Source organism: Bradyrhizobium sp. RD5-C2, from assembly GCF_019972155.1.
In the GTDB taxonomy this organism is placed as follows: domain Bacteria; phylum Pseudomonadota; class Alphaproteobacteria; order Rhizobiales; family Xanthobacteraceae; genus Bradyrhizobium.
Genome location: NZ_BOVL01000026.1, coordinates 158906 through 184405, shown reverse-complemented (window position 1 = coordinate 184405; position 25500 = coordinate 158906). Strand labels below are relative to the sequence as shown.

18 protein-coding genes and 1 pseudogene are annotated in these 25500 nt (G+C 66.0%); all 19 read right to left on the bottom strand.

Annotated elements, in window-relative coordinates:
- Positions 1 to 151: 151 nt before the first annotated feature.
- The 19 genes and pseudogenes from ligA to BraRD5C2_RS32505 all read right to left on the bottom strand — a co-directional run bounded on the left by ligA (position 152) and on the right by BraRD5C2_RS32505 (position 25493).
- Entirely contained in the window at positions 152 to 2305 is a 2154-nt protein-coding gene (ligA, locus tag BraRD5C2_RS32595) for an NAD-dependent DNA ligase LigA (RefSeq protein WP_223975452.1), read from the bottom strand.
- A gap of 8 nt (positions 2306 to 2313) precedes the next feature.
- A complete protein-coding gene (gene recN / locus BraRD5C2_RS32590) occupies positions 2314 to 3984 on the bottom strand; it encodes a DNA repair protein RecN (protein ID WP_223975451.1) in 1671 nt (556 codons plus the stop codon).
- Positions 3985 to 3997: 13 nt separating this feature from the next.
- Positions 3998 to 4906, bottom strand: a complete 909-nt coding sequence (locus BraRD5C2_RS32585) for an outer membrane protein assembly factor BamD (RefSeq protein WP_374708072.1) — start codon at positions 4904 to 4906, stop codon at positions 3998 to 4000.
- Positions 4907 to 5164: 258 nt separating this feature from the next.
- A complete protein-coding gene (gene lpxC, locus BraRD5C2_RS32580; RefSeq protein WP_223975449.1) occupies positions 5165 to 6127 on the bottom strand; it encodes a UDP-3-O-acyl-N-acetylglucosamine deacetylase in 963 nt (320 codons plus the stop codon).
- 351 nt (positions 6128 to 6478) lie between these two features.
- Positions 6479 to 8263, bottom strand: a complete 1785-nt coding sequence (gene ftsZ / locus BraRD5C2_RS32575) for a cell division protein FtsZ (protein WP_223975447.1) — start codon at positions 8261 to 8263, stop codon at positions 6479 to 6481.
- 89 nt (positions 8264 to 8352) lie between these two features.
- Positions 8353 to 9669 (bottom strand): cell division protein FtsA, encoded by a 1317-nt coding sequence (gene ftsA / locus BraRD5C2_RS32570; RefSeq protein ID WP_223975445.1) that lies wholly within the window; start codon positions 9667 to 9669, stop codon positions 8353 to 8355.
- Complete coding sequence (locus BraRD5C2_RS32565; protein WP_223975443.1) at positions 9666 to 10673, bottom strand: cell division protein FtsQ/DivIB; 1008 nt, start codon at positions 10671 to 10673, stop codon at positions 9666 to 9668. Before BraRD5C2_RS32565 ends, ftsA begins: the two co-directional genes overlap by 4 nt.
- Positions 10613 to 10881, bottom strand: a pseudogene (locus BraRD5C2_RS32560) (hypothetical protein); the annotation flags it as partial. The pseudogene BraRD5C2_RS32560 and the gene BraRD5C2_RS32565, both read right to left, overlap by 61 nt.
- A 126-nt stretch (positions 10882 to 11007) precedes the next feature.
- A complete protein-coding gene (locus BraRD5C2_RS32555) occupies positions 11008 to 11994 on the bottom strand; it encodes a D-alanine--D-alanine ligase family protein (protein ID WP_223975440.1) in 987 nt (328 codons plus the stop codon).
- Positions 11995 to 12143: 149 nt separating this feature from the next.
- Entirely contained in the window at positions 12144 to 13064 is a 921-nt protein-coding gene (gene murB, locus BraRD5C2_RS32550) for a UDP-N-acetylmuramate dehydrogenase (protein WP_223975696.1), read from the bottom strand.
- A gap of 2 nt (positions 13065 to 13066) precedes the next feature.
- Positions 13067 to 14470, bottom strand: a complete 1404-nt coding sequence (gene murC, locus BraRD5C2_RS32545; protein WP_223975438.1) for a UDP-N-acetylmuramate--L-alanine ligase — start codon at positions 14468 to 14470, stop codon at positions 13067 to 13069.
- 185 nt (positions 14471 to 14655) lie between these two features.
- Positions 14656 to 15495 (bottom strand): class I SAM-dependent methyltransferase, encoded by an 840-nt coding sequence (locus BraRD5C2_RS32540; RefSeq protein WP_223975436.1) that lies wholly within the window; start codon positions 15493 to 15495, stop codon positions 14656 to 14658.
- 37 nt (positions 15496 to 15532) lie between these two features.
- Entirely contained in the window at positions 15533 to 16633 is a 1101-nt protein-coding gene (gene murG, locus BraRD5C2_RS32535) for an undecaprenyldiphospho-muramoylpentapeptide beta-N-acetylglucosaminyltransferase (RefSeq protein ID WP_223975434.1), read from the bottom strand.
- Positions 16634 to 16736: 103 nt separating this feature from the next.
- Positions 16737 to 17888 carry a putative lipid II flippase FtsW gene (gene ftsW, locus BraRD5C2_RS32530; protein WP_223975432.1) on the bottom strand — a complete coding sequence of 384 codons (1152 nt, stop codon included), beginning with the start codon at positions 17886 to 17888 and terminating at the stop codon, positions 16737 to 16739.
- A 384-nt stretch (positions 17889 to 18272) separates the two neighbouring features.
- Entirely contained in the window at positions 18273 to 19673 is a 1401-nt protein-coding gene (gene murD, locus BraRD5C2_RS32525) for a UDP-N-acetylmuramoyl-L-alanine--D-glutamate ligase (protein ID WP_223975430.1), read from the bottom strand.
- Positions 19674 to 19681: 8 nt separating this feature from the next.
- Positions 19682 to 20788, bottom strand: coding sequence for a phospho-N-acetylmuramoyl-pentapeptide-transferase (gene mraY, locus BraRD5C2_RS32520; RefSeq protein WP_097674583.1), 1107 nt, complete (start codon positions 20786 to 20788; stop codon positions 19682 to 19684).
- A 10-nt stretch (positions 20789 to 20798) separates the two neighbouring features.
- Complete coding sequence (locus BraRD5C2_RS32515) at positions 20799 to 22232, bottom strand: UDP-N-acetylmuramoylalanyl-D-glutamyl-2,6-diaminopimelate--D-alanyl-D-alanine ligase (RefSeq protein WP_223975429.1); 1434 nt, start codon at positions 22230 to 22232, stop codon at positions 20799 to 20801.
- The gene (locus tag BraRD5C2_RS32510; protein WP_223975428.1) at positions 22229 to 23686 is read right to left on the bottom strand and encodes a UDP-N-acetylmuramoyl-L-alanyl-D-glutamate--2,6-diaminopimelate ligase; all 1458 of its coding nucleotides are present in this window, start codon (positions 23684 to 23686) and stop codon (positions 22229 to 22231) included. Before BraRD5C2_RS32510 ends, BraRD5C2_RS32515 begins: the two co-directional genes overlap by 4 nt.
- 49 nt (positions 23687 to 23735) lie before the next feature.
- Positions 23736 to 25493, bottom strand: a complete 1758-nt coding sequence (locus BraRD5C2_RS32505) for a peptidoglycan D,D-transpeptidase FtsI family protein (RefSeq protein WP_223975694.1) — start codon at positions 25491 to 25493, stop codon at positions 23736 to 23738.
- Positions 25494 to 25500 lie beyond the last annotated feature (7 nt).

Genomic DNA, 25500 nt, shown 5'->3' with positions numbered 1-25500 from the left:
TCGTACCGCGCTCTCGCCTCGTCATCCCCCGCGAAAGCGGGGGATCCAGTACGCCGCGGCCTACCGGGTGAATCACTGCGGTCTCTGGAATACTGGGTCCCCCGCTTTCGCGGAGGACGACAGCGGAGAACGCGGCGCTGCTGCGCGCACCTCACTCCTCGATCAGCTTCAGCCACTCGTCTTCGGTCAGCACCGCGACGCCGAGCTCGCGCGCCTTGGTCAGCTTCGAGCCGGCCTCTTCGCCAGCGACGACGTAATCCGTCTTTTTTGAAACCGAGCCCGCGACCTTGGCACCGAGACGCTCGGCCATCGCCTTGGCTTCGTCGCGGGTGAATTTCGTCAGCGACCCCGTGAACACCACGGTCTTGTCCGAGACCGGCGAGCTGTTGCGCGGCTGCTCGGCGGGCTTCACCTCGATCTGGTGCAACAATTCACCGAGCGCCTTGACGTTGCGCGGCTCGGCAAAGAACTCGACCACCGCATCGGCGACGATCTCGCCGACGCCATCGATATCGTTGAGGTCCTGGTAGGCCTCGGTGGTGTTCTCCTCATCCGTGCTGCCCTTGGCGGCGGCCAGCATCGCGTCACGGAAATTCTCGATCGTGTGGTAGTGGCGCGCCAGCAGCTTGGCATTGCCTTCGCCGACATGGCGAATGCCGAGCGCAAAGATCAGCCGATGCAGGTCGATGTTGCGGCGGGCGTCGATCGCGTCGAACAGGTTGCGTACCGAGGTTTCGCCGTAGCCTTCGCGCTCCATCAATTTGCTGGTCGAACGTTTGTCTCGCTCGCGAAGGGTGAAGATGTCGACCGGCGACATCACCAGCCCGTCGTCGTAGAATTCCTGGATCTGCTTCTCGCCGAGACCATCGATATCGAAAGCAAGGCGCGACACGAAATGCTTCAGCCGCTCGACCGCCTGCGCCGGACAGATCAGCGCGCCGGTGCAGCGGCGCACCGCCTCGCCCTCCTCGCGAATCGCGTGACTGCCGCACACCGGGCAAGTGTCCGGAAACTTGTACGGCTTTGCACTCTTCGGCCGCTTGTCCAGAACGACGCTGACGACCTGGGGGATGACGTCGCCGGCGCGCTGCACCACGACGGTGTCGTCGATGCGCAGATCGACGCCATCCCGGATCGGATTGCCGTCGTTGCCGATGCCCTTGATGTAGTCCTCGTTGTGCAGGGTCGCGTTCGAAACCACGACGCCGCCGACCGTCACCGGCTCGAGCCGCGCGACCGGCGTCATCGCTCCGGTGCGCCCGACCTGGATGTCGATGCCCCTGAGAACCGTCGTTGCCTGTTCGGCCGCGAATTTGTGTGCGATGGCCCAGCGCGGGCTGCGCGACACGAAGCCGAGCCGCTCCTGCCAGTCGAGGCGGTCGACCTTGTAGACCACGCCGTCGATGTCGTAGCCGAGCGAAGCCCGCTCCTCGCCGATCTTGTTGTAGAATTTCAGGACGTCGTCGACGCTCTTGCAGAGCGTGATCAGCGGATTGACCACAAAGCCTGCTCTGTCCATCCACTCCAGCATGCCGTGCTGGGTGTCGGCGGGCGGCTCGCTCATCTCGCCCCATGTGTAGGCGAAGAATTTCAACGGTCGTGACGCGGTGATCGAGACGTCCTTCTGGCGCAGCGAACCCGCTGCCGAATTGCGCGGATTGGCAAACACCGTGTCGTCGGCCGCGGCCTGCTTCTTGTTCAGCTCAAGGAAGTCCTTCTTGAGCATGTAGACTTCGCCGCGCATTTCGCAGGCGGCCGGAACGTTGCGCCCCTTCAGGCTGTGCGGGATGTCCTTGATGGTACGGACATTGGCGGTGACATCCTCGCCGGTGAAGCCGTCGCCACGGGTTGCGGCGCGGACCAGCTCGCCATTTTCGTAGCGCAGCGAGAGCGACAGGCCGTCGATCTTCGGTTCGGCGACCAGCGCCGGAATATGGTCGGCATCCAGCTTGAGAAAGCGCCTGATGCGTTCGACGAATTCGGTGACGTCCTCGTCGCTGAACGCGTTGCCGAGCGACAGCATCGGAACGACATGCTGCACCTTGGCAAAGCCGCGCGCCGGTGCCGCACCGACCGTCTGCGTCGGCGAGTCCTTGGTGACGAGATCGGGAAACCTGGTCTCGATTGCTTCCAGGCGCTGCCGCAAGGCGTCGTAGGCCGCGTCCGATACAGTCGGCGCGTCCTTCTGATAGTAGCGCTCGTTGTGCCCCTCGATCTCGAGTGACAGCCGCATGTGCTCGACCTTGGCCTGGGCCTTGGTGAGCTTGTCGACGTCGACCAGCGCTTTCTTCGCCTTGGTGGCCATGGGCGCAACTAGCTCGCGGCCCTAAGCAGCCGTTCCGCAGCGGCGCGGGCCTCGGCGGTGATCTCGGCGCCGGCCAGCATGCGCGCGATCTCTTCGCGGCGGTGATCGGCGGCGAGCGCGTTGACGCGGGTGGCGACCCGCTTGCCCTTGTCGAGCGCATCCTTGGAGATCAGAAGATGCTGGCTGGCGCGGGCTGCGACCTGCGGCGCATGCGTCACCGCCATCACCTGTACCTTGCCGGCGAGACGCGCCAGCCGCGTACCGATCGCATCCGCCACCGCACCGCCGACACCGGTGTCGATTTCGTCGAACACCAAAGTCGGCGCCGAGCCGCGATCGGCCAGCACGACCTTCAGCGCCAGCAGGAAGCGCGACAGCTCGCCGCCGGAGGCGACCTTCATCATCGGCCCCGGCTTGGTGCCCGGATTGGTCTGGACCCAGAACTCGACGCGGTCGATGCCCTGCGGCCCCGGCGCGGCGGCATTTGCCTCGACCTGGGTCATGAATTTCGCACGCTCGAGCTTGAGCGGCGCGAGCTCGGCATTGACGGCCTTGTTGAGCTTCTCGGCCGCCTTGGTGCGCGCCGCCGACAGCTTTGCCGCCGCGGCAGTATAGCGCTTGTCGGCTTCAGCGGCGGCCGCTTCCAGCTTCTTCAGCTGGTCGGCGCCGGCATCGATCAGCGCGACGTCACCGGCGTATTGCGCCGCCAGCGCCGCCAGCAGATCGACCGGCGTCGAGTATTTGCGCGAGGCGGCGCGCAACGCGAACAGCCGCTCCTCGATGCGCTCGAGCTCGGCCGGGTCGAAATCGGTCGCAGCAAGTGCGGCGTGGAGGTGCTGGTCGGCCTCTTCCAGCGCGTTGATCGCGATGTCGATCGCCTTCACCGCCGGCTCGATCAGGCCGGGCGCATTCGCGGCGCGCCGCTCCAGCCGCCGCACTGCGGCCGACAACGCCGACACCGGCGAATGCGAGCCGCCGATCGCCTCCTGCGCCTCGCGCAGATCGGTCGCGACCTTCTCGCCCTGCATCATGGTGGTACGGCGGTTGGCGAGCTCGGTCTCCTCGCCCTCCTTCGGCGCCAGCGCCTTCAGCTCCTGGGAGGCATGGCGCAGATAGTCGGCCTCGCGCGCGGCGCGCTCCATGCCGGCGCGATGCGCGTCGAGATCGGCGTTGGCCGTCCGCCTGATATCCCACAACGCTTCCAGCGCCGTGACGTCCTTCTCATGGCCGGCGAAGGCGTCGAGCAGCTGGCGGTGGGTGGAGGCGTCGACCAAAGCGCGCTCGTCGTGCTGGCCGTGGATTTCGACCAGAACCGCGCCGACCGCCTTCAGGGTCTGCACGCTGATCGCCTGGTCGTTGATGAAGGCGCGGGTGCGGCCGTCGGCGAGCTGCACGCGGCGCAGGATCATCTCGCCGGTGTCGTCGAGGCCGTTCTCGGCGAGGATTTTTGCGGCCGGATGCCCCTTCGGGACATCGAACGTGGCGGTGACCTGGCCCTGCTCGGCGCCATGGCGCACCAGCCCGGCATCGCCGCGGCCGCCGAGCGCCAGCGCAAAGGCATCAAGCAGGATGGATTTGCCGGCGCCGGTTTCGCCGGTCAGCACCGCCAGGCCACGGGAAAATTCGATATCGAGCCGTTCGATCAGGACGATGTCACGGATCGACAGACGGGCCAGCATGCGAGGACAATTCCTAGCCGAGACCTATCTTCTTGAAGGTCCTGCTGATCCAGGATCCCTGATTCTCGCTCGGCTCGAGACCGCCGGACTTTACTAGATTATACGCGTCCTTGTACCAGCGGCTGTCCGGAAAATTGTGGCCAAGCACCGCGGCGGCGGTCTGCGCCTCGCCGGCGATGCCGATCGCCATATAGGCCTCGGTGAGCCGGTAGAGCGCCTCTTCGACGTGGCGGGTGGTCTGGTACTGGGTGACGACGGTCTTGAAGCGGTTGATCGCAGCGGTGAAGTCGCGCTTCTCGATGTAATAACGCCCGACCGCCATCTCCTTGCCGGCGAGCTGGTCGCGCGCAGCCTGGATCTTGTTCTTGGCCTGGGTGGCGTATTCGGAGGTCGGATATTTGCGCACCACCTCTTCGAGGGCCGCGATCGCCTTCTCGGTGCGGCTCTGGTCGCGCGAGATGTCCGGGATCTGGTCGAAATGTGATGCCGCAATCAGGTACTGCGCGTAGGACGCGTCCGGGCTGCCGGGATGCAGCGTCACGTAGCGGGTGGCGGAGCCGATGCAGCTGTCGTAATCGCCCGCCTGATAGTACGAATAGGCCGACATCAGGAGCGACTTGCGCGCCCAGTCCGAATAGGGATGCTGACGGTCGACTTCCTCGAACTTCTTCGAAGCGGCCTTCAGGTCCTTCTTCTCGTTCATCATGTACAAGCCCTCATTGTAGAGCTTGTCCGCGGGCTCATCGACGAACGTGTCGTCCTTGGCCATGAACTTGTCCCACAGCGCGCCGGTGCCGCAGCCTGAGAGTGGCAATGCAAGTATGATCAGGCCCGCCGCGAAACGCAGCGTGCGCACGGCCCTGGTCAGGCCGGAGACGTCAGAAGAAGAGCGTGGTTCGAGCGCCATACGCATTGCCGACATGGATTGTAAAACCTGACGCCTTTGATGCGGTTAACGGCGACCCCACTCCACCCATGAACCGCGATCATGGATGCAACATCACTCGCGCCGTTGGCGCCGTATCAAGGCAACCGCAGGCCTGTTTAACCGAAAAATGACCGTCGACCAACCGAATAGGGAGCCAATCCGCCGGGAATAAGGCGACCCGGCGATGCTCACAGCCTGCTGTGGTTATTACGGAAATCGGGCCGACCGGCGAGGCGATCAGGACTTGGGCGCTCAGGACACGTCCGGACCGTAGGCCGGGGCGACGAGGCCGCCCACCGCGCTTGCACCGGCCTCGACATGGCCGCGGACCGGCCGCCGGGCGGTTTCCGATTCGACCATGCGCCAGGCGCTGCGGTCGGCGAGCAGCGCTTTGAGCACCGCGTTGTTGAGCTTGTGACCGCCGCGAACCGAACGGTAGCTGCCGAGCAGCGGCAGGCCGGCCAGTGCGAGGTCGCCGATCACGTCGAGCACCTTGTGGCGGGCACACTCGTTGGCGTAGCGCAGGCCCTCGGCGTTGAGCAGGCGGGCCTCGTCGAACACCACGGTGTTGTCGAAGGAGGCGCCGAGCGCGAAGCCGGCGCCCCACAGCCGCGCCACGTCGTTCATGCAACCGAAGGTGCGGGCCCGCGCGACTTCGCGGCGGAAGCCTTCCGGCGACAGATCGAAGGCGTAGGTCTGGTGACCGATCGCCTTGTTGGCGAAATTGATTTCGACTTCGGCGCGGAACCCGCTGGCGAACGGACGCAGCTCGCCCATCGCATCGCCGATCTTGACCTGCACCGGCTTCAGCACCTGGATGAAGCGGCGGACGGCGGGCTGGGTCACGATACCAGCCTGATCGATGGCCGCGACAAACGCCGCAGCGCTACCGTCCATGATCGGAACTTCTGCAGCGTCGACTTCGATCGTGGCGTTGTCGACGCCCATGCCGCGCAGCGCGGCGAGAACATGCTCAGCGGTCGAGACCAGCGGTCCTTCGCGGTCACCCAGCACCGTCGCGAACTCGGTCGCGATCACAGCGTCGGCGGTGGCGGTAACTTCGCGGTCGGCACCGTCGAGACCGGTGCGGACAAAAATAAAACCCGCATCGACGGGTGCAGGTCCCAGCGTGAGACTGACAGGAAGACCGGAATGAACGCCTACGCCAGTCACGGTGGCTTGCGACCGAAGCGTTGTCTGACGGCTGAACTTCATTCGATAATGCCCACTACCCGACTTCGCTCAACATCAAGTGGCCAAACTTCCCCAAGGCCGACTCGCATGAGCTCCCCAAGTCCCGGCAGACCATAGTCACAGCCCCAAACCGCGCCAACTCACGCTTCTTTACCGATTGTTACCCCATCTCCGCCGCATTCGCGCCCAAGGTTAACCCAATTGCGGCAGCGAAAACGGCCCTCGGCGAGTGACTATCTGACCACCAAAATAATAATTAATCATTTAAAATCAGTTGCTTGTTTACCCGATGCAACCGCCTGCCCGCCAAAAGGAGAAGGCCCCGGCGGTTCCCCGCCGAGGCCTTCTTCGTGGTCAAGGTTGTAACAAACTTCAGTTTGCCTGCCGGCGCAGGAAGGCCGGGATATCAAGATGGTCGTCACCCTGTGGCGCCGGGGCAACAGGCGCCTGACGGCCATGGGCGTCCAATCCCTGCGGTGCCGGGCGCTTCGCATATTCCGATACCGGCGATTCGTTCGCCGAGATCTGCTGGGCGACGCTGCGAGCCGGCTTGCGATCGGGCAGCGGCGGCATCGTCGGCATCGCCGGACCCGAGGCACGGGCCGCGATCGGCGGTTCGGTCTCTTCGTCGCGGCGGCCGAGGCCGACATTGGCCAGCCGCTGCAACAGCGACAGCCGGGTCTTCTGCGGGTGCTCCGCCTCGCCGTCACCGCTGGCCTGGCGGATCTCCGCCTGCGCCGGCATCGGCAGATCCTCGAACTTCGGCATCCGCGGGGCACGGACCGGCGACCGCTCTGCCGCCTGCGGGATGAAGGTCTCGGGCGGCATCGGCTCGTGCTGTTCGGCGCGGGCCGCCTCGTGGTCCGGGAACAACGTCGGCTTCTGGGCGATCGGCCGCACGGTGACGTCACCGTAGGACCCCGGCTGCATCGGCGCCTGAGCCGGTGCGCTGTCCGGGGCAACCGCGGCGGCGATTGCCGCGAGCGCGGCGCGCTCGACAGCCGGACGCTGCTGGGCTGCGGCGGGAGCTGCAATCGGAGCAACCGTCACGCCGGTCGGCGGTTCCAGCTTCTGGGCGCGCTCGGCCATGCGCTGGTTGTCGGCACGCAGGCGCGCGGTCAGATCGGCCAGCCGGCTCTCGGGCGAGCCGCCCGTCTGCTGCGCGGGGGCCTGGGCACGGGAGGCGATCGCGGCCTGCTCGATACCGGTTGCGACCACCGAGACGCGAATCACGCCGTCGAGCGACTCGTCGAACGTGGCGCCGACGATGATGTTGGCGTCGGCATCGACTTCCTCGCGGATGCGGGTTGCGGCTTCGTCGACCTCGAACAGCGTGAGGTCCTTGCCGCCGGTGATCGAGATCAACAGGCCGCGGGCGCCCTTCATCGAGCTATCGTCGATCAGCGGGTTGGCGATCGCAGCTTCGGCAGCGGTCAGCGCGCGCTTCTCGCCGGTGGCCTCGCCAGTACCCATCATCGCCTTGCCCATTTCCCGCATCACGGCGCGGACGTCGGCGAAGTCGAGGTTGATCAGGCCTTCCTTGACCATCAGGTCGGTGATGCAGGCGACGCCCGAGTACAGCACCTGGTCGGCCATCGCGAACGCGTCGGCGAAGGTGGTCTTCTCGTTGGCTACCCGGAACAGGTTCTGGTTCGGGATGATCAGCAGCGTGTCGACCACCTTGTGGAGCTCGGAAATACCGTGCTCGGCGGTGCGCATCCGGCGCTGGCCCTCGAAGTGGAACGGCTTCGTCACCACGCCGACGGTGAGGATTCCCATCTCGCGGGCGGCCTTGGCGATCACGGGCGCAGCACCGGTGCCGGTGCCGCCGCCCATGCCGGCCGTGACGAACACCATGTTGGCGCCGGTCAGGTGATCGCGCAGCTCGTCCATGACTTCCTGCGCGGCCGCAGCACCGACATCGGGCTGCGATCCGGCGCCGAGGCCCTGGGTGACCTGGGTGCCCATCTGAATGATGCGCTGCGCCTTCGACATGGTCAGCGCCTGCGCGTCGGTGTTGGCGACGACGAAGTCGACGCCCTGCAACCCGGCGGTGATCATGTTGTTGACGGCATTACCACCCGCGCCGCCAACGCCGAAGACGGTGATCCGCGGTTTCAGCTCGCTGATGTCAGGGGGTGTCAGATTGAGTGCCATGGTTGCCTCTCTCGATTATGCGCGCGTTGGTTCGTCCCGGCCGCTGGCCGCAGGATCTGGTGAAAATGCAATGAGCCGGGGTGTGGTCATCAGAAGCCCTCGCGAAGCCATCGTCCGACCTTTCCGAAGTAACCGTCTGTCCCTGTCCTGAGCTGCCGCGTGCGCCGCGGTTCGACATGTTCAAGATGTGCGTATTGCGGATAGACCAAGAGGCCCGTCGGCACCGAGAACGAGGCGCCCTTCGCCTCGTTCGGCAGCCGGCCGAAGCCGAGCGGGCGGCCGATGCGGACCTGACGGTTCAGGATACGGGTGGCAAGCTCGACGGTGCCGGTGAGCTGCGACGCGCCGCCGCTCAGCACGACGCGCGCCCTCGGCTCTGCCGCAAAGGGAGAATCCGCGAGCCGGTCACGGATCATTTCGAAAATCTCCTCGGCCCGATGCCGGACAATGTTGGCGATCGTGGCGCGGGACACGATTTGCGGAGTCTCCCGATCGTCGCCTGCAGTGGGAACGGACATCAACTCGCGCGAGTCCGAACCGCCGGTCAGTACCGTGCCGTATAAAGTCTTGATTCGCTCGGCATCCGCAATGCACGCGCCGATGCCGCGCGCAAGATCCATCGTGATGTGTTGCCCGCCGAGCGCAAATCCGGATGCGTGCACGAGGCGCCCGCCGGAGTACGTCGCGATCGTCGTCGAGCCCGCGCCCATCTCGACGACGGCAGCGCCGAGATCGGCCTCGTCATCGGTCAGCACCGACAGGCCCGCAACGTACGGGCTCGACGCCATGGCTTCGACGTTGAGATGGCAGCGCTCGACCACCAGCATCAGGTTCTTGGCGACCGTCGCATCCGACGTCACCACGTTCATGTCGACGCCGAACTGGCGCGCCACCATGCCTTTGGGATCGCGGATGCCCTTGACGCCATCGAGCGCGTAGCCGACCGGCAGCGCGTGCAACACGGTGCGACCGACGCCGGCGGCGTGGCGCATGCCGGCCGAGGTGACGCGGCTGATATCGTCCGCGGTCACCGAGCCGCCGTGGATATCGGCCGCGGCTTCGACCAGTTGGCCATGCAGCCTGCCGCCGGAGACCGACAGCAGGACGGATTCGACACGGACCTTGGCCATGCGCTCGGCCAGCGCCACGGCATGGCGCACCGCCTTCTCGCATTCGGCGAGATCGACGACGGAGCCGGCCTTGACGCCGCGCGACTGGATCTGGCTGTAGCCGATCAGTTCGACCGCATGGGTGCGGCCGCGCAGCGCCTCGTTCGGCGGCGACGGCCTGAGCCGCGCGATCATGCAGGCGATCTTGCTGGAGCCGACGTCGAGCGAAGCCACCATCGCGGTGCGCTTCTGCATCGGGCGGGTCTTCGGGGTCAGATTGCGATCGAGGCCGGTCATGCGGAGTCACCCGGCTTCTTCTTGGACTTCTTGTCCTTGAACAGTTCGTCGCGCGCCTTGCCGGCTTCGTCGGACAATTGCACGATCAGCCGGTCGGGCAGCCGCATGTCGACGGCGACGATGTCGCGCGAGAACAGCTTCTCGTCCTTGTCGAGCCTGGAGAGCGCGGCCAGCGCGTTGCCGACGTCGTTCTCCGGCAGGCGGACGTCGAGGCCGTCCTTGAGGCGCAGGTTCCAGCGCCGCTCGCCGACGAAGATCGCGGCCTTGGTCACCGAACGCACCTGCGGATAACGGTCGAGCAGCGCCAGGAAGTCCTGGGCGCGGGTGTCCGCGCCCTTGCCCACCACCAGCGGCAGATTGAGAAAGCGGCGCGAGACGTAGGGCTCGAGCACCGCGCCGTCGGAGGCGATCACCGACAGGCGGCCGTTCTGCTGCCACAGCGCGAAGGCGGTGCGCTCGACGATGTCGATCTGCAGCCGGCCCGGATAGAGCTTGAGGATCGTGGCGTCGGCAATCCAGGGATTGGCCTTCAGCTTGGCGCGCACGGTATCGGCGTCGAGGAACAGCAGCGAGGAGCGGCCGTTGACGCCGCCGATCGCAAGCACCTCGTCCTGGCTCAGCTGCTTGCGGCCGTTGATGCCGACGGTGGTGATGCGGAAGCCCGCGGAATTGGCCAGCGCGTTGCGGGTGTCGCTGAGCGCGGTGGTGAACTCCTCGAGATGGCCGCCCCTGACGATGCCGAAGCCCAGGCTGCCGAACAGGATCGCGAGCGTCGCGACCAGGCCGATGCGGCGCGGCAGATAGCGTTCGACCAGCATGATGTAGCGGTTCGGCGGCTCGCGATCGATCACCTGCGGCCGCCTGGCGGGACGCCGGCGGCGACGCGCGAGATGGGCGCCGACATACTCGCGCAGCAGCATTGCCGCTCCAATAGCGGCTGCTTTCAGGTCAGCTTGAGGCCCCAGCGATCGCAGCGATCGGGTGAGGCGTCCTGCACCATCCATTGCACGAGCTCGTCACATGTTGCGCCCGCAAACCCTGCGGGATCTCGGCACAAGTGTCGTCTCGGCTAGACCGGTGGGATTAGAGAGGCCCCCTGTTCCCTGGTTGCGATCCTCGAAGCGGTAATCCGCGACAGCTCACGCCCCGGCAGCCAAGCGCTACATGCGCCGCCAGCGTTAACCTTCGGGCTTCCTGGTAAACAAATGGTAAAGGAGTTCAGCCTGGAGTGTATTTTGATCAACGCTCTGAATACTTTGCCGCGAACCCGTTAGCATTTTAGCAACAGCGCCCGGGTTCCATCCGGCCGAGTCTGGCGGGTTCCCCGCCCAGTCGGCCTTAACTCCTGGCGCGGCGGCGACCGAGCTCGATCTGGTCGGCCAGGAAGTCGGCAAAGGCGATGCCCTGTGCTTTCAAGGCCTTAGGGTACAGCGATGCCGCGGTGAGGCCGGGCAGCGTGTTGGTCTCAAGGTAGACCGGGCCATTGGCCGACACGATGAAATCGCTGCGCGAATAGCCGGTGCAGGACAATGAGCGGTGCGCCCGCAACGCATGGTCCATGATCGCGGCACTGACCTCGGGCGCGAAACGGCCGGGGCAGATCTCCTGGGTCGACTTCAGGAGGTATTTGGCTGTGTAGTCGAACCCCCCCTCCGCCGGCACGATCTCGATCGGCGGCAGCGCGAACACCGTTCCGTTGGATTGCTCGAGCACGCCGCAGGTCGCTTCGACGCCCGACACGAACGGCTCGATCAGATAGTCTTCATGCTTCGCGGCATTGCGGACCGCGACGAGGTCCTGCTTGGCGTTGACGAAGATCAGCCCGTAGCTCGATCCGTCCTTGGCGGGTTTTGCGATCAGTCTGCCATGTTTCGCGAAGGCATCATCGATCCGGTCGACGGTGATACCCTGCGGTGCGTTGAGGCCCGCGATCGCGGCGAAGCGTTTCGCCGAAGGCTTGTCGAACGCCAGATGCGACGACGCCGAGCCGGAGCCGGTGAAGGCGACGCCGCGCATCTCGCACATCGCCTGCAATTCGCCGTTCTCGGCGCGACCGCCGTGCAAGCCAAGCACCAGCACGCGCTGCTCGGCGCCTGCTTTATCGAGCGCCTGGTCGAGCGCGATGCCGCGACCATCGGGCTTGAAGTCGATCTCGAAGGGCCGTGTGTGGCCGAGCAACTGTTCGGACGTCACCGCATGCACGGTGTCGTCGACGTCCCAGAACCAGAGGTCAGCGTCGGGCAGTGCGCGGTGCAGCGCCTGCGCGCTCGCCACCGAGACCAGCCGCTCCTTGTTGGTGCCGCCGAACAGAATGGTCACCTGCATGTTCTTTACCTGTCGCTCGCTACTTCTGTCATTCCGGGGCCCGCGAAGCGAGAGCCCGGAATCCATACTCCCGATCGTGGTTATGGATTCCCCGATGCGCAACTTGCGCATCTGAGGCCTGCGCCTTTCGGCGCATCCCGGAATGACGACTACAATGAATTCCCGATCCGCTTGATTTCCCAGTGCAGCTCAATTCCGCTGGTCTGCTTGACCCGTTCGCGCACCGTCTCGCCGAGCGTCTCGATGTCATGCCCGGTGGCGTTGCCGGTGTTGATCAGAAAGTTGCAGTGCATCTCCGACACCTGCGCGCCGCCGACCTTGAGGCCGCGGCAGCCGGCGGCGTCGATCAATTTCCAGGCGCTGCTATCAGGCGGATTCTTGAAGGTCGAGCCGCCGGTCTTCTCGCGGATCGGCTGCGCGGTCTCACGATGGATCTGCACTTCATTCATGCGTGCGCGGATCGCGTCCGCATCGGTTATCCTGCCGCGAAAGCGCGCTGAGGTGAACACGATGGACGGATCGACGCCAGAGTTGCGATAGACGAACTTCATGCCGGCATTGCCGAACGTGTGCTTGGTGCCGTCACGGCCGATGCCGGTGGCCTCCATCAGCACGTCCTTGGTCTCGCCGCCATTGGCGCCGGCGTTCATGCGCAGTGCGCCGCCGACCGTGCCGGGAATGCCGAAGAAGAATTCCATGCCACCGATGTTTGCAGCAGCCGCCGTCTCGGCCACGCGCTTGTCGAGTGCCGCGGCGCCTGCGGTGACGACATCGCCGGCCGCGCTGGTCTCGCCAAAGGCACGCGGCGCCAGCCGGATCACGACACCCGGCATGCCGCCGTCGCGCACGATGAGATTTGAGCCGACGCCGACGACATAGACCGGCAATTCCTGCGGCAGCCGCTTCAGGAAATAGGCGAGATCGTCTTCGTCCGCGGGCGTGAACAGCACCTGCGCAGGACCGCCGACGCGAAACCAGGTCAGCTCCGCAAGCGACTGGTTCGCCAGCAGCCGCCCGCGCAGCTCCGGCATTGCGGCTTTCAGGTCGGGCGTGATGTCGGGGAAGGTCACGCTCACCCCAGCGCCTTCAATTCGTCCGGCAGTGCGTAGGCCCATTGCGTGATGTTGCCGGCGCCGAGGCAGACGACGAGGTCGCCGGACTTCGCGAGGCCGTGAACGATCTTAGCGAGCTCGCCGGCGTTCGGCAGCGGGACAACGTTGCGATGACCGTGGGCGCGCAGGCCGGCGGCGAAATGGTCGCGGTCGATTCCTGCGATCGGCGCCTCGCCGGCCGGATAGACGTCGGCAACCACGACCGCGTCGGCATCGTTGAAGCAGGTGCAGAATTCCTCGAACAGCGACTGCAAGCGAGTGTAGCGATGCGGCTGCACCACGGCGACGATCTTGCCGTTGGTGGATTCCCGCGCCGCCTTCAGCACAGCCGCGATCTCGACCGGATGATGACCGTAATCGTCGATCACGGTGATGCCGTTGGTCTCACCGGTCTTGGTGAAGCGCCGCTTGACGCCGCCGAAGCCGGCCATGGCCTGGCGGATCACATCGTCGGACACGCCAAGCTGATGCGCGACCGCGATCGCCGCCGTCGCGTTCGACGCGTTGTGGCGCCCCGGCATCGGCAGCATGATATCAGCGATCTCGTGCGTCGCGCCTGACTTGCGATCGCGGATCGCAACCGTGAACTTCGAGCCGCCGCCCATCGGCGTCAGGTCCAGCAGCTGCGCGTCGACCTGCGGATTCTGCCCATAGGTGATGATGCGGCGGTCCTCGATCTTGCCGACCAGCGTTTGCACCACCGGATGATCTGTGCACATCACGGCAAAACCATAGAACGGAACGTTCTCGACGAAATTGCGGAACGCGTCCTGGATCGCCTCGAAGGTCTTGAAGTGATCGAGATGCTCGGGATCGATGTTGGTGACGATGACGACATCGGACGGCAGCTTCAAAAACGTACCGTCGCTCTCGTCTGCCTCGACCACCATCCAGTCGCCGGCGCCGAGCCGCGCATTGGAGCCATAGGCATTGATGATGCCGCCGTTGATCACGGTCGGATCGAGCCCGCCTGCGTCGAGCAAGGTCGCAACCATCGTCGTCGTGGTGGTCTTGCCATGGGTGCCGGCGATCGCAACGCAGCTCTTCAGCCGCATCAATTCCGCCAGCATCTCGGCGCGCCGCACCACGGGAATGCGCCGCGCGCGCGCCGCCATCAGCTCCGGATTGTCGCGCTTGATCGCGGTCGAGACCACGACGACATCGGCGCCATCGACGTTCTCGGCGGTGTGGCCGACCGAGACCTTGGCGCCCTTCTTGCGCAGCCGGTCGAGGTTGTAATTGTCCGATGCGTCGGAGCCCTGCACCGTGTAGCCGAGATTGATCAGCACCTCGGCGATGCCGCTCATGCCGATGCCGCCGATCCCGACGAAGTGAATGGGTCCGATCTCGCGCGGCAGTCTCATGATCCGGTTCCTGATATCATCGTCTCTGTGCGCCTCACATTGGTCGCGCAGACTACTGGATGCCCCGCTTTTCCCATGCGTGACAAGGGCTTTTTCCACCCCGCAGCCGCGGAAATGTCGCTGTTGTCAGCTACCGGCCAGTGCTGGTGATCTGACGTCACGGACATCTCCATCCCGGCCGGCGGTTACGCCGCTCCCGGCCGCACGGCGCGCGCCGCAAACTCGTCCTGCATCTCGATGACGCGAAGATAATTGCGCAGCCGGTTGGTCTCGAGCGCGCGCAGCAGCTTGTTCTGGTGATAGGGCAGCACGAGCTCGGCAAGCTGTCCACTCCAGGCAGCGTTCATATCGAACAGCACACCGAGGCCGAACACGGCGGGGATCTCGGCAAAACCGAACTCCCTGCCCTGCGCCAGCTCCTCAGCCAGGAAGTCATCGATCGCGGTCATCACGCCATTGCGCGCACCGCCGGCGACGTTCGCGAATGCGGCGAAGCCCGCGCCGCGAAATCCGCGGCCCTCGACCAGCGCCGGGCGATCCAGCGTGGCGCCGGCGTTGAAACTGTGCGGGTGACGAAACTCAGCCGGAATCTGGCCGGGCGCGTAATACATGTCACGCCGCCCGCAGGGCCAGCCGACATCGTGGAGGAAGACCAGCACCGGCTTGCCGTCACGGCGGCTGATCGCCTCGATCTGCCGGAGCTCGTGATAGACCGTGTACCAATTGTGGTCGCCGTCGACGATCCAGGCGTCGACGGCATCAAGCTCGCCGAACGCATCGAGGCTGGGTTTCGCGACGTGACGCACATCCGGATTGGCGCTCACCCAATCAAGGAATTCGCGCTTCGGCGCCGGATCGACGCTGGTGAACTGGCCGCCGCGGGCCCGGCAGTGATCGGCAAGCAGCGCCGACATGCCGCCATACTCCGCTCCGATCTCGACGATGTCTCGCGCGTCCGCCACGCGCAGCGCTTCGAGGATCAGGTCCGAGAATTCCGAGACGGAGTGGATCAAAAGACCCGTCATGATCAAGTCTCCCCCGGCCTCCTGCCGGATTGGCGCATCAAATCCCGGCCACCTTGGCAACCAGATCGGCCAGCCGCTCGGCGGCATCGAGCCGGCCGACGCTGCGCGCCGCATCCGCCATCGCGGTCAGTCTCTCGGGCGCGGCGGCGAAGGCCGATATCTCGGCCGCGAGTCTTTCGGGCGTGAAGTCGCCCTGCGTGATGCGTAGCGCGCCATTCGCCTGCGACAGCACACCGGCATTGGCGAACTGGTCCTGATCGATGGCGCCCGGCAGCGGCACCAGGATCGAGGGCCGGCCGATCGCGGCGAGCTCGGCGACGGTACCGGCGCCGGAACGCGAGATCACGAGCTGGCTCGAGGCCAGCCGCGCCGGCAGGTCAGGAAAGAACGGCGCGAGCTCGGCATCGATCTTGAGCCGATCATAGACCGCGCGCACCCGCGCCATGTCCTCTTCGCGCACCTGCTGGGTGATGATCAGGCGGCTCCACAGCGCGGGATCGAGCTGCTCGATCGCCGGCGGCACGATGTCGCTCATCACCCGCGCGCCCTGGCTGCCGCCGACGACGAGCAGGCGCAGCGGGCCGTTCAACGCGGGCGGGGTGTATTTCACCGCAGCGGCGGCGAGGATTGCCGGCCGCATCGGCGTGCCGACGGTGGTCGCCTTGCCGGCGAGCGCAGGATCGCGATCGAGCACGCCGGGCAGCGAGGTCGCGATCGCGTTGACGCGGCCGGAGAGGAAGCGGTTGGCGCGGCCGAGCACCGCGTTGGCGTCATGAATGATGCCGGGGACGCCAAGCATCCGCGCCGCCATCAGCGGCGGCAAGGTCGGGTAACCGCCGAAGCCGACGACGGCCGACGGCTTCAGCCGGCGCACCACATTGGCGGCCACCAGCGTGCCGTAGCCGAGCATCAGCACGGTGTGCGCCAGCGAGATCGGGTTGCGGCTGCGCACGGTCGCGCTCGGCACCAGCTCGATGCTCTCCCGGCCGAACAGGCCGGAGTAACGCAGCGCGCGGCCGTCGGTCGCTAGCCGCACCCGCAGGCCACGCCTGATCAATTCCACGGCGAGCGCTTCGGCCGGGAACAGATGGCCGCCGGTGCCACCGGCCGCCAGCAGAATCAGGGGGGACTCAGCCATGGCTACAATTTATACCGTCATTGCGAGCGAAGCGACTTGTCCGCCGAAGCCTTGGCGAAGGCGGAGCAATCCATGGCGCTCCTCGCAATGCCAACGGGAAGCTTCATGCATAGGCGCGCCGAGCGCTGGCGCCTTCCATCGATTCGATCTCGGTGCGCGGCCGCTGCCGCGTCAGCGCCAGCATCATGCCGACGCCATAGGCCAGCGAGACGAATGAGGAGCCGCCATAGGAGATGAACGGCAGCGTCATGCCCTTGGCCGGGATCAGTTGCAGATTGACCGCCATGTTGATGGTCGCCTGCACGCCGAACAGGATCGCAAGCCCCGATGCCGCAAAGCGCGAGAACATGTCCTCGGTGGCATAGGCGCGGGTCAGCGTGCGGATCACGATGAAGCCGAACAGCGCGACCAGCATCAGGCAGAGGATGATGCCGAACTCTTCCGCCGCCACCGCGAACACGAAGTCGGTGTGGCTGTCCGGCAGGCTGCGCTTGGCGATGCCCTCGCCCGGCCCGAGCCCGAACCAGCCGCCATTCCAGAACGCTTCCATCGCGGTGTCGACCTGGAAGGTGTCGCCGGAGGCCGGATTCATGAAACGCTTGATGCGGCCCGCGACGTGCGGCACCAAAAGATAGGCGCCGAACAGGCCGGCGCCGGCGGCGCCGGCGAGCCCGAACACCCAGATCATCCGCATGCCCGCGATGAAGAACAGCGCTCCCCACACGGTGAGGATCAGCATGGTCTGGCCGAAGTCGGGCTCCATCACCAGCAGCGTGACCAGCATCATCAAGAGCACCAGCGCCATCGAGGTTGCCGGCATCTCCGGCCGCTTGGTCGATTCCGCAAACAGCCAGGCCGCGACGATGACGAACGAGGGCTTGGCAGCTTCGGAAGCCTGGATGTTGACGCCGAGCAACGTGATCCAGCGCCGCGAGCCCTTGACCTCGGGCCCGATCAGCAGCGTCAGCACGATCAGCACGATCGAGACCGCGAACACGATCAGCGCAGTGCGCCGGATCTGCCGCGGCGTCATGAACGACACCCCGATCAGCACGATCAGCGACGGCACCAGGAACATGACGTGGCGGTTGAAGAAGTGGAACGGATCGAGCCCGATCCGGGTCGCGACCGGCGGGCTCGCCGCCAGCGACAGGATGACGCCGGCCAGCATCAACGCGGCGATCGCCACAAGCAGCAGCTTGTCGACGGTCCACCACCAGTCCGAGAACGGGGTGCGTTGGTCACGGGCGAGCATGGGCGTCCCCAGATGGCAGAGATAACGTTCATTCGTGGCGCAGGATGGTTTCCAAGGGATTAACGGGATCGGTAACTTTTGAGGGAGGTGGATTGGGAGGCCCGCGGCGCCTCCGGTGTCGCCATCCGGGCATGCGGTCGCCTCACACAGCCGTCGTCCTGGCGAAAGCCAGGACCCATAACCACCGCATTCAATGATGAAGAGGATGGCGGCCCCAGCGTCGCGCAACAATTGAGATTTGGGGTAATGGGTCCTGGCTTTCGCCAGGACGACGATGAGTTATGGGTCCCCGTGCGCAATCGCGCACTAGGCCGGGACGACAGCGAATGCGTGGCGCGATCTGATGGGTTCGCTACGCTACCCATCCTACAATTCTGCAGGCTCTCACACCACCGGCTTCACACCCGGCAGCGCCTGGACGATGTCGCGGAAGGCGGTGCCGCGGATTTCGAAATTGCGGTACTGGTCGAACGACGCACACGCCGGCGACAGCAGCACGACGGCCTCTGCGAGCCCCGACGCTTCCGCATCGCGCGCGGCGCCGGCGATCGCGACGTCGAGCGTGCCGGACATGTCATGCGGGACGCGGTCACCGAGCGTGCCGGAGAATTCGGCCGCCGCCTCGCCGATCAGATAGGCCTTGCGGATGCGCGGGAAATAGCCGGTGAGGCCCGTGATGCCGCCGGCCTTCGGCTTGCCGCCGGCAATCCAGTAGATGTCGGCGAACGACGACAGCGCATGCGCGGCGGCATCCGCGTTGGTGCCCTTGGAGTCGTTGACGAACAGCACGTTGCCGCGGCGGCCGACCTGCTCCATGCGATGCGCCAGACCCGGGAAGCTGCGCAGGGCGTTCTGCAACACATCGGTCGCGATCCCCATCGCCAGCGCACAGGCCGAGGCGCAGGCGGCGTTCTGCGCATTGTGCAGGCCGCGCAGCGAGCCAATGCCGCCGAGACGCGCGATCTCGCTGCGCGCCGCGCCCGAGGCGCGCACGATGCTCTCGTGCTCGACATAAAGACCGTCGGGCAGCGGGTTCTTCACCGAGATGCGCACCACACGCTTGCCGGCGCGATCGAGCCGGTCGGCGATGTCGCGGCACCAGCCGTCGTCGACGCCGACGATCGCGGTGCCGCCCTGCTGCACACCCGCGACCAGCCGCTCCTTGACCGCGGCGTAGTGCGCCAGCGTGCCGTGGCGATCGATGTGGTCCTCGCTGATGTTGATCAGGATGCCGACCGAGGGATCGAGCGACGGCGCAAGGTCGATCTGGTAGGACGACATCTCGATGACATGGACGCGGCCCATCCGCGGCGGCTCCAGCGACAGGATCGCGGTGCCGATATTGCCGCCCATCTGGGTGTCGTAGCCTGCCACCTTCATCAGATGCGCGATCAGCGCTGTGGTCGTCGACTTGCCGTTGGTGCCGGTGATGGCGACGAACGGGGCGTTCGGTGCGTGACGGCGCCGCTCGCGGCAGAACAGTTCGACGTCGCCGATCACCTCGACACCGGCCTCGCGCGCCATCAGCACGCTCCAGTGCGGCGCCGGATGGGTCAGCGGTGCGCCGGGGGTCAGGATCAGCGCGGCGAAATTCGCCCACGACACCGTGCGCAGATCAGCGGTGGTGAAGCCGGCCTGCGCCGCCTTGGCGACGTTGTCGGCACTGTCGTCGGCCGCGACCACCTCCGCGCCACCGGCCTTCAGCGCGTGGCAGCTCGCGAGCCCGGAGCCACCGAGCCCGAAGACTGCGACCGTCTTGCCCGAGAAGGAGGTGACCGGAACCATGATGGCGCTCAGCGCAGCTTGAGGGTGGAAAGGCCGGCGAGTGCCAGCATCACCGAGATGATCCAGAACCTGATCACGATCTGCGGCTCGGTCCAGCCCTTCTGCTCGAAATGATGGTGCAGCGGCGCCATCCGGAACACGCGTTTTCCCGTGAGCTTGAACGAGGTGACCTGCACGATGACCGAGACCGCCTCCAGCACGAACAGGCCGCCGATCACGGCGAGCACGATCTCGTGCTTCACCGCAACCGCGGTGGCACCCAACATGCCGCCGAGCGCGAGCGAGCCGGTGTCGCCCATGAAGATCGAGGCCGGCGGCGCGTTGAACCAGAGGAAGCCGAGGCCCGCGCCAAGCACCGCGCCGCAGAGCACCGCCAGTTCGCCGGTGCCGGCGACGTAGTTGATCTGCAGGTAATCCGAGAACACCGCGTTGCCGGTCAGATACGAGATCATGCCGAAGCTCGCGGCTGCGATCATGACCGGCACGATGGCAAGGCCGTCGAGGCCGTCGGTCAGGTTCACCGCGTTGCCGGCGCCGACCATCACGAAGGCGCCGAAGATCACGAAGAACCAGCCGAAATTGATCACGAGGTCCTTGAAGAACGGAATCACAAGCGAGGTCGAGGACACGTCACGCCCGAGCCGGACCAGCGCGTAGGTGGCGGCGAGCCCGATCGCCGCCTCGATCAGGAGCCTGAGCCTGCCGGCGAAGCCGCTGTGCGACTGCTTTGTGACCTTCAGATAATCGTCATAGAAGCCGACGAAGCCGAAGCCGAGCGTCACCGCCAGCACGATCCAGACATAGGGATTGAGCGGGTTGGCCCAGAGCAGCGTCGACACCACGAGCCCGGACAGGATCATCAGCCCGCCCATGGTGGGCGTGCCCTTCTTGGAGATCAAATGCGACTGCGGACCATCGGTGCGGATCGGCTGGCCCTTGCCCTGCCGCAGCCGCAGATGATCGATGATCCAGGGCCCGAACAGGAACACGAACAGCGCGCCGGTCACCATCGCGCCGCCGGTGCGGAAGGTGATGTAGCGGAACACGTTCAGAGCGCTGCGGAATGCCCCAAACCCCGGAACGGTGTTGGACAGTTCGATCAACCAGTAGAACATTCAAAAAGTCCTATACCGCTTCTTCGTGCGCGGCCTTGTCGGGGAAGCGTTTTTCCAGCGCGCTGACAATGAGCTTCATCTTCGATCCCAGCGAGCCCTTCACCATGATCACGTCACCGGCACGGACCGCGGCGACCGCCTGCGCTTCGAGCGCCGCCGAACTCTCGGCATAGCCTCCCCGCTTGCCGGTGGAAAGGGCATCCCACAGATTCCGCATCAGCGGACCACAACAATATACGAGGTCGATACGGTTGGCGGTCACGGCTTCGTTGAGGCCGCGGTGCAGGTCGGGCCCGGTCGGCCCGAGCTCGAGCATGTCACCGAGCACGGCGATGCGGCGGCCGTGCGGCCCGGTCTGGGCCTGGCCGAGCACGTTGAGCGCGGCACCCATCGAGGCCGGGTTGGCGTTGTAGCTCTCGTCGATCAGCGTCGCCTCGCCATGGCCGACCTCGAGCGTGCGGCGAAGACCGCGGCCGGTCGGCGCCTCGAGCTGCGACAGCGACAGCGCCGCGCGCGCGATATCGGCGCCGAGCAGCGAGGCGCCCGCGAGCACCGCGAGCGAGTTCATCGCCATGTGGCGGCCGGGCATGCCGATCTTGTAGGTGATGTCATGGTCCAGAATATCGGCATGCACCGCCGAGCAGGTCGCGTGCAGCGACAGGTCGATCAGCCGCGCCTCGGCGCGCTTGTCGGCGCCGAACGAGACGATGCGCGAGATGCCGGCCTTCTTCGCCTGCTTCTGCAGCCGCGCGAATTGGGCGTTGTCGCGGTTGAGCACGACGGCGCCATTGGGCTCCAGCCCTGCGAAGATCTCCGCCTTGGCGTCGGCGATCGCCTCGATGCCGGAGAAGAACTCCAGATGCACTGGCTCGATCGTGGTGATGACGGCAACATGCGGCCGCACCATCTTGACCAGCGGCGTGATCTCGCCGGCATGGTTCATGCCGATCTCGAACACCGCAAAGCGCGCGCTCGCCGGACAGCGCGCCAGCGACAGCGGCACGCCCCAATGATTGTTGAACGACGCGACCGACGCGTGCGTCTCGCCCTGCGCCGACAGCACGCGCCGCAGCGCCTCTTTGGTCGAGGTCTTGCCGACCGAGCCGGTCACCGCGATGATCTGCGCCTTGAGCCGCGCCCGCGAGGCATGCGCGAGCTCGACGAGGCCGGCGAGCACGTCATCGACCACCAGCAGCGGCGCGTCGGCGGGAAATTTTTCGCGCTGCGCGGTCTCGACCACCGCGAGCCCGGCGCCGGCCTTCAGCGCCGCCGCGACGAAGGCGTGGCCGTCATGGACGTCGCCCTTGATGGCAAAATACGCATCGCCCGGCGCGATGGTGCGGCTGTCGATCGAGAGACCGGTGACGCCCTCCGGCAATGCGCCTTGCGTGGCGGCGCGCATCGCTTGCACCATCGCATCCGAGGTCCACAACATCGTGCTCATGCGCCCTCCTCGGCCAATGCATTCGCGACCGCTTCATGATCGCTGAACGGCAGCGTCGTGCTGCCGACGATCTGCCCGACCTCATGGCCCTTGCCGGCCACGACCAGCGCGTCGCCCGGCTCGAGGCCGGCGATGCCGGCGCGGATCGCGGCGGCGCGGTCGCCGATCTCGCGCGCGCCCTTTGCGGTTACCATGATCGCGGCGCGGATCGCCTCCGGCTTCTCGCTGCGCGGATTGTCGTCGGTGACAATGATGTGATCGGCATTCTCGGCGGCGATCGCGCCCATGATCGGACGCTTGCCGGCGTCGCGGTCGCCACCGGCGCCGAAGATCACGACCAGCCTGCGCTTCGCATAGGGCCGCAGCGCCTGCAGCGCCTTGGCGAGCGCATCGGGCTTGTGCGCGTAGTCGACGAAGATCGGCGCGCCATTGTGCTCGCCGACGAATTCGAGCCGACCCTTGGCGCCTTCGAGATGTTCGAGCGTGCCAAACACGTCATCGGCGGCGCTGCCGGTGCCGATCGCAAGGCCCGCGGCGACCAGCGCATTCTCGATCTGGAATTCGCCGACCAGCGGCAGCCGGATCGCGTGCTTGCGGCCGCGGTGCTCGATGGCGAGCTGCTGGGCGAAGCCTTCGATCGCAGCGTTCGTGAGCTTGATGCCCTCGGTGAGGTCAGCGTTGCGGCCGACCGTGATGATACGCAAGCCGCGCGCCCGTGCTGCATCGATCACCTCTCGCGAGCAGTCATGATCGGCCGAGATCACGGCGGTGCCGCCGTCGGCGACGAGATCGCGGAACAGCCGGAGCTTTGCATTCAGGTAATGCGCGACATCGGGATGATAATCCATGTGGTCGCGCGACAGATTGGTGAAGCCGCCGGCCGCGATGCGCACGCCGTCGAGCCGATACTGGTCGAGGCCGTGCGAGGAGGCCTCGAAGGCTAGATGCGTGACGCCGTCGCCCGTGATCTCGTCGAGCTGGCGATGCAGCGCGATCGGATCGGGCGTGGTCAGCGAGCCGTAGACGGTGCGCTTGTCCGAGACGAGGCCGATGGTGCCGATGCTCGCAGAGGAGTGACCGAGCCGCTGCCAGATCTGGCGCGTGAACGCCGCCACCGAGGTCTTGCCGCTGGTGCCGGTCACCGCCGCAATCGTCGCGGGCTGGCCGGAAAAGAATTTCGCGGCGGCAAGCGCCAGCGCGCGGCGCGGATTGGGCGTGATGACGAACGGAACACGGCCGTGGCCTTGCGGCAGATGGTCGCTGGCGACCGCGACTGCGCCGGCGGCAATCGCCGCATCGACGAAGCGCGCGCCGTCGGTCCTGCTGCCTGCCAGCGCAAAGAACAGGTCGCCCGGCTTCACCGCGCGGCTGTCGACCGCAAGCCCTCCGACAACGATCGTGTCGGCACTCGGATCGATCGTGGCATCGGCGCTGAAGAGGTCGCGAAGTCTCATGATCTTCCAGTCTGGCCGGCGCCGTTCTGGCGCCGCGTGATGATACGCCTTACTGGGTTGTTCTGGATGCCGCAAGAATAAGGCGGTCGGACGGCGGCAGGTCGAAGCGCGGTTCAACGCCCAAAAGCGGCGCAATTCGGGCGATCACGTTGCCGCCGGTCGGCACCGCATTCCAGCCCGAGGTGATGAAACCGTACGTCTCCTTCAGGGGCTGCGGCTCGTCGAGCATGATCAGCAGCTGGTATTTCGGATTGTCGGCGGGCAGGATCGCGGTGAAGGCGTTCAGCACGCGCTTCTTGGCGTAGCGGCCGTTGATCACCTTCTCCGCGGTGCCGGTCTTGCCGCCGATGTAGTAGCCCTTGACGTCGGCCTTCTTCGCGGTGCCGATCTCGGCGTTGAGCCGCATCAGATAGCGCATCTTGTCCGAGGTCTCGGGCTTGATGACGCGCTTGGCCAGCGCCATCGCTTCCTGCTCGGTGCGCTTCAGGAAGGTCGGCGGGATCAGGTAGCCGCCATTGACCAGCGCGTCGATGCCCATCACCGCCTGCAGCGGTGCCACCGCGATGCCGTGACCGAACGAGATCGTGACGGTGTTCAATTCGCCCCACTTCTTCGGCACGATCGGCGAGGCGCTCTCCGGCAATTCGGTGCGCAGCCGCTCGAGCTGCCCCATCTTGCGCAGGAACGCCTTGTGCGCGTCGACGCCCATTGCGAGCGCAATGCGCCCGGCGCCGATGTTGGAGGAATAGTAGAACACCTCCTTCATGTTGATCATGCGGCCCATGTTGTGATCGTCATGGATCGCGAACTTGCCGTAGTGCAGCGGGCCGCGCGCATCCCACATCGAGTTGAGATCGAACCGGCCGCTGTCCAGCGCCATCGCCAGCGTGAACGCCTTGAAGGTCGAGCCCATCTCGTAGACGCCGGTGGTCAGGCGATTGATGCGATCGGGATCGTGCGCTTCCTTCGGATTGTTCGGATCGAAATCCGGCAGCGACACCATCGCCACGATCTCGCCGGTGCGCACGTTGGAGACGAGGCCGGAAGCGGCCTTGGCCTTGAACTTCTCCTTCGCCTTGATCAGTTCGTCGCGCAGCGCGTGCTCGACGCGCAGATCGACCGACAGCTCCACCGGCTTCTGCAGCCTGTCGGTGGCGAAGCCCGCGCGATGCAGATCGGCCAGACCGTTGCTGTCCAGCCACTTCTCCATGCCGGCGATGCCCTGGTTGTCGATGTTGACGAGACCGATCAGGTGGGCGACCTCGTTGCCGGTCGGATAGACGCGCTTGTTCTCGCGCAGGAAGCCGACGCCGGGAAGACCGAGGCGGTGGATGTCGAGTTGCTGCTTCGGCGTGATCTCGCGCTTCAGCCAGACAAAGCCCTTGCGCGACGACAGGCGGTCGCGCACTTCGCTGTTGTCGAGGTCGGGCAAGGCCGCGGTCAAGAGCTCGATCGCCTCGTCCTTGTCGATCAGGCGGCGCGGCTCGGCGAACAGGCTCGGCGCCTTGACGTCGGTGGCAAGAATTTCGCCGTTACGGTCGGTGATGTCGGGCCTGGCGGTGGCGATCGCGTCCTGCGAGGCGGTGCGCCGCGCGCCATGGCTGTCGGCACCAACGGCGAACAGCACCAGCCGTCCGGCCAGCACGCAATAGACCGCGGCAAAAGCGAGGATCGCAAGACCGACGCGCGCGCGCGCCTTCGCGGCGCGGTCGACATTGCTTCCGTACAGCAGCGTGCGGATCAGCCGCGTGCGCCAGGGTTCGGCGGATTTCGCGGCCGGCGTGGTGGCGGGTGCCGGATCGGTCATGGCAGGT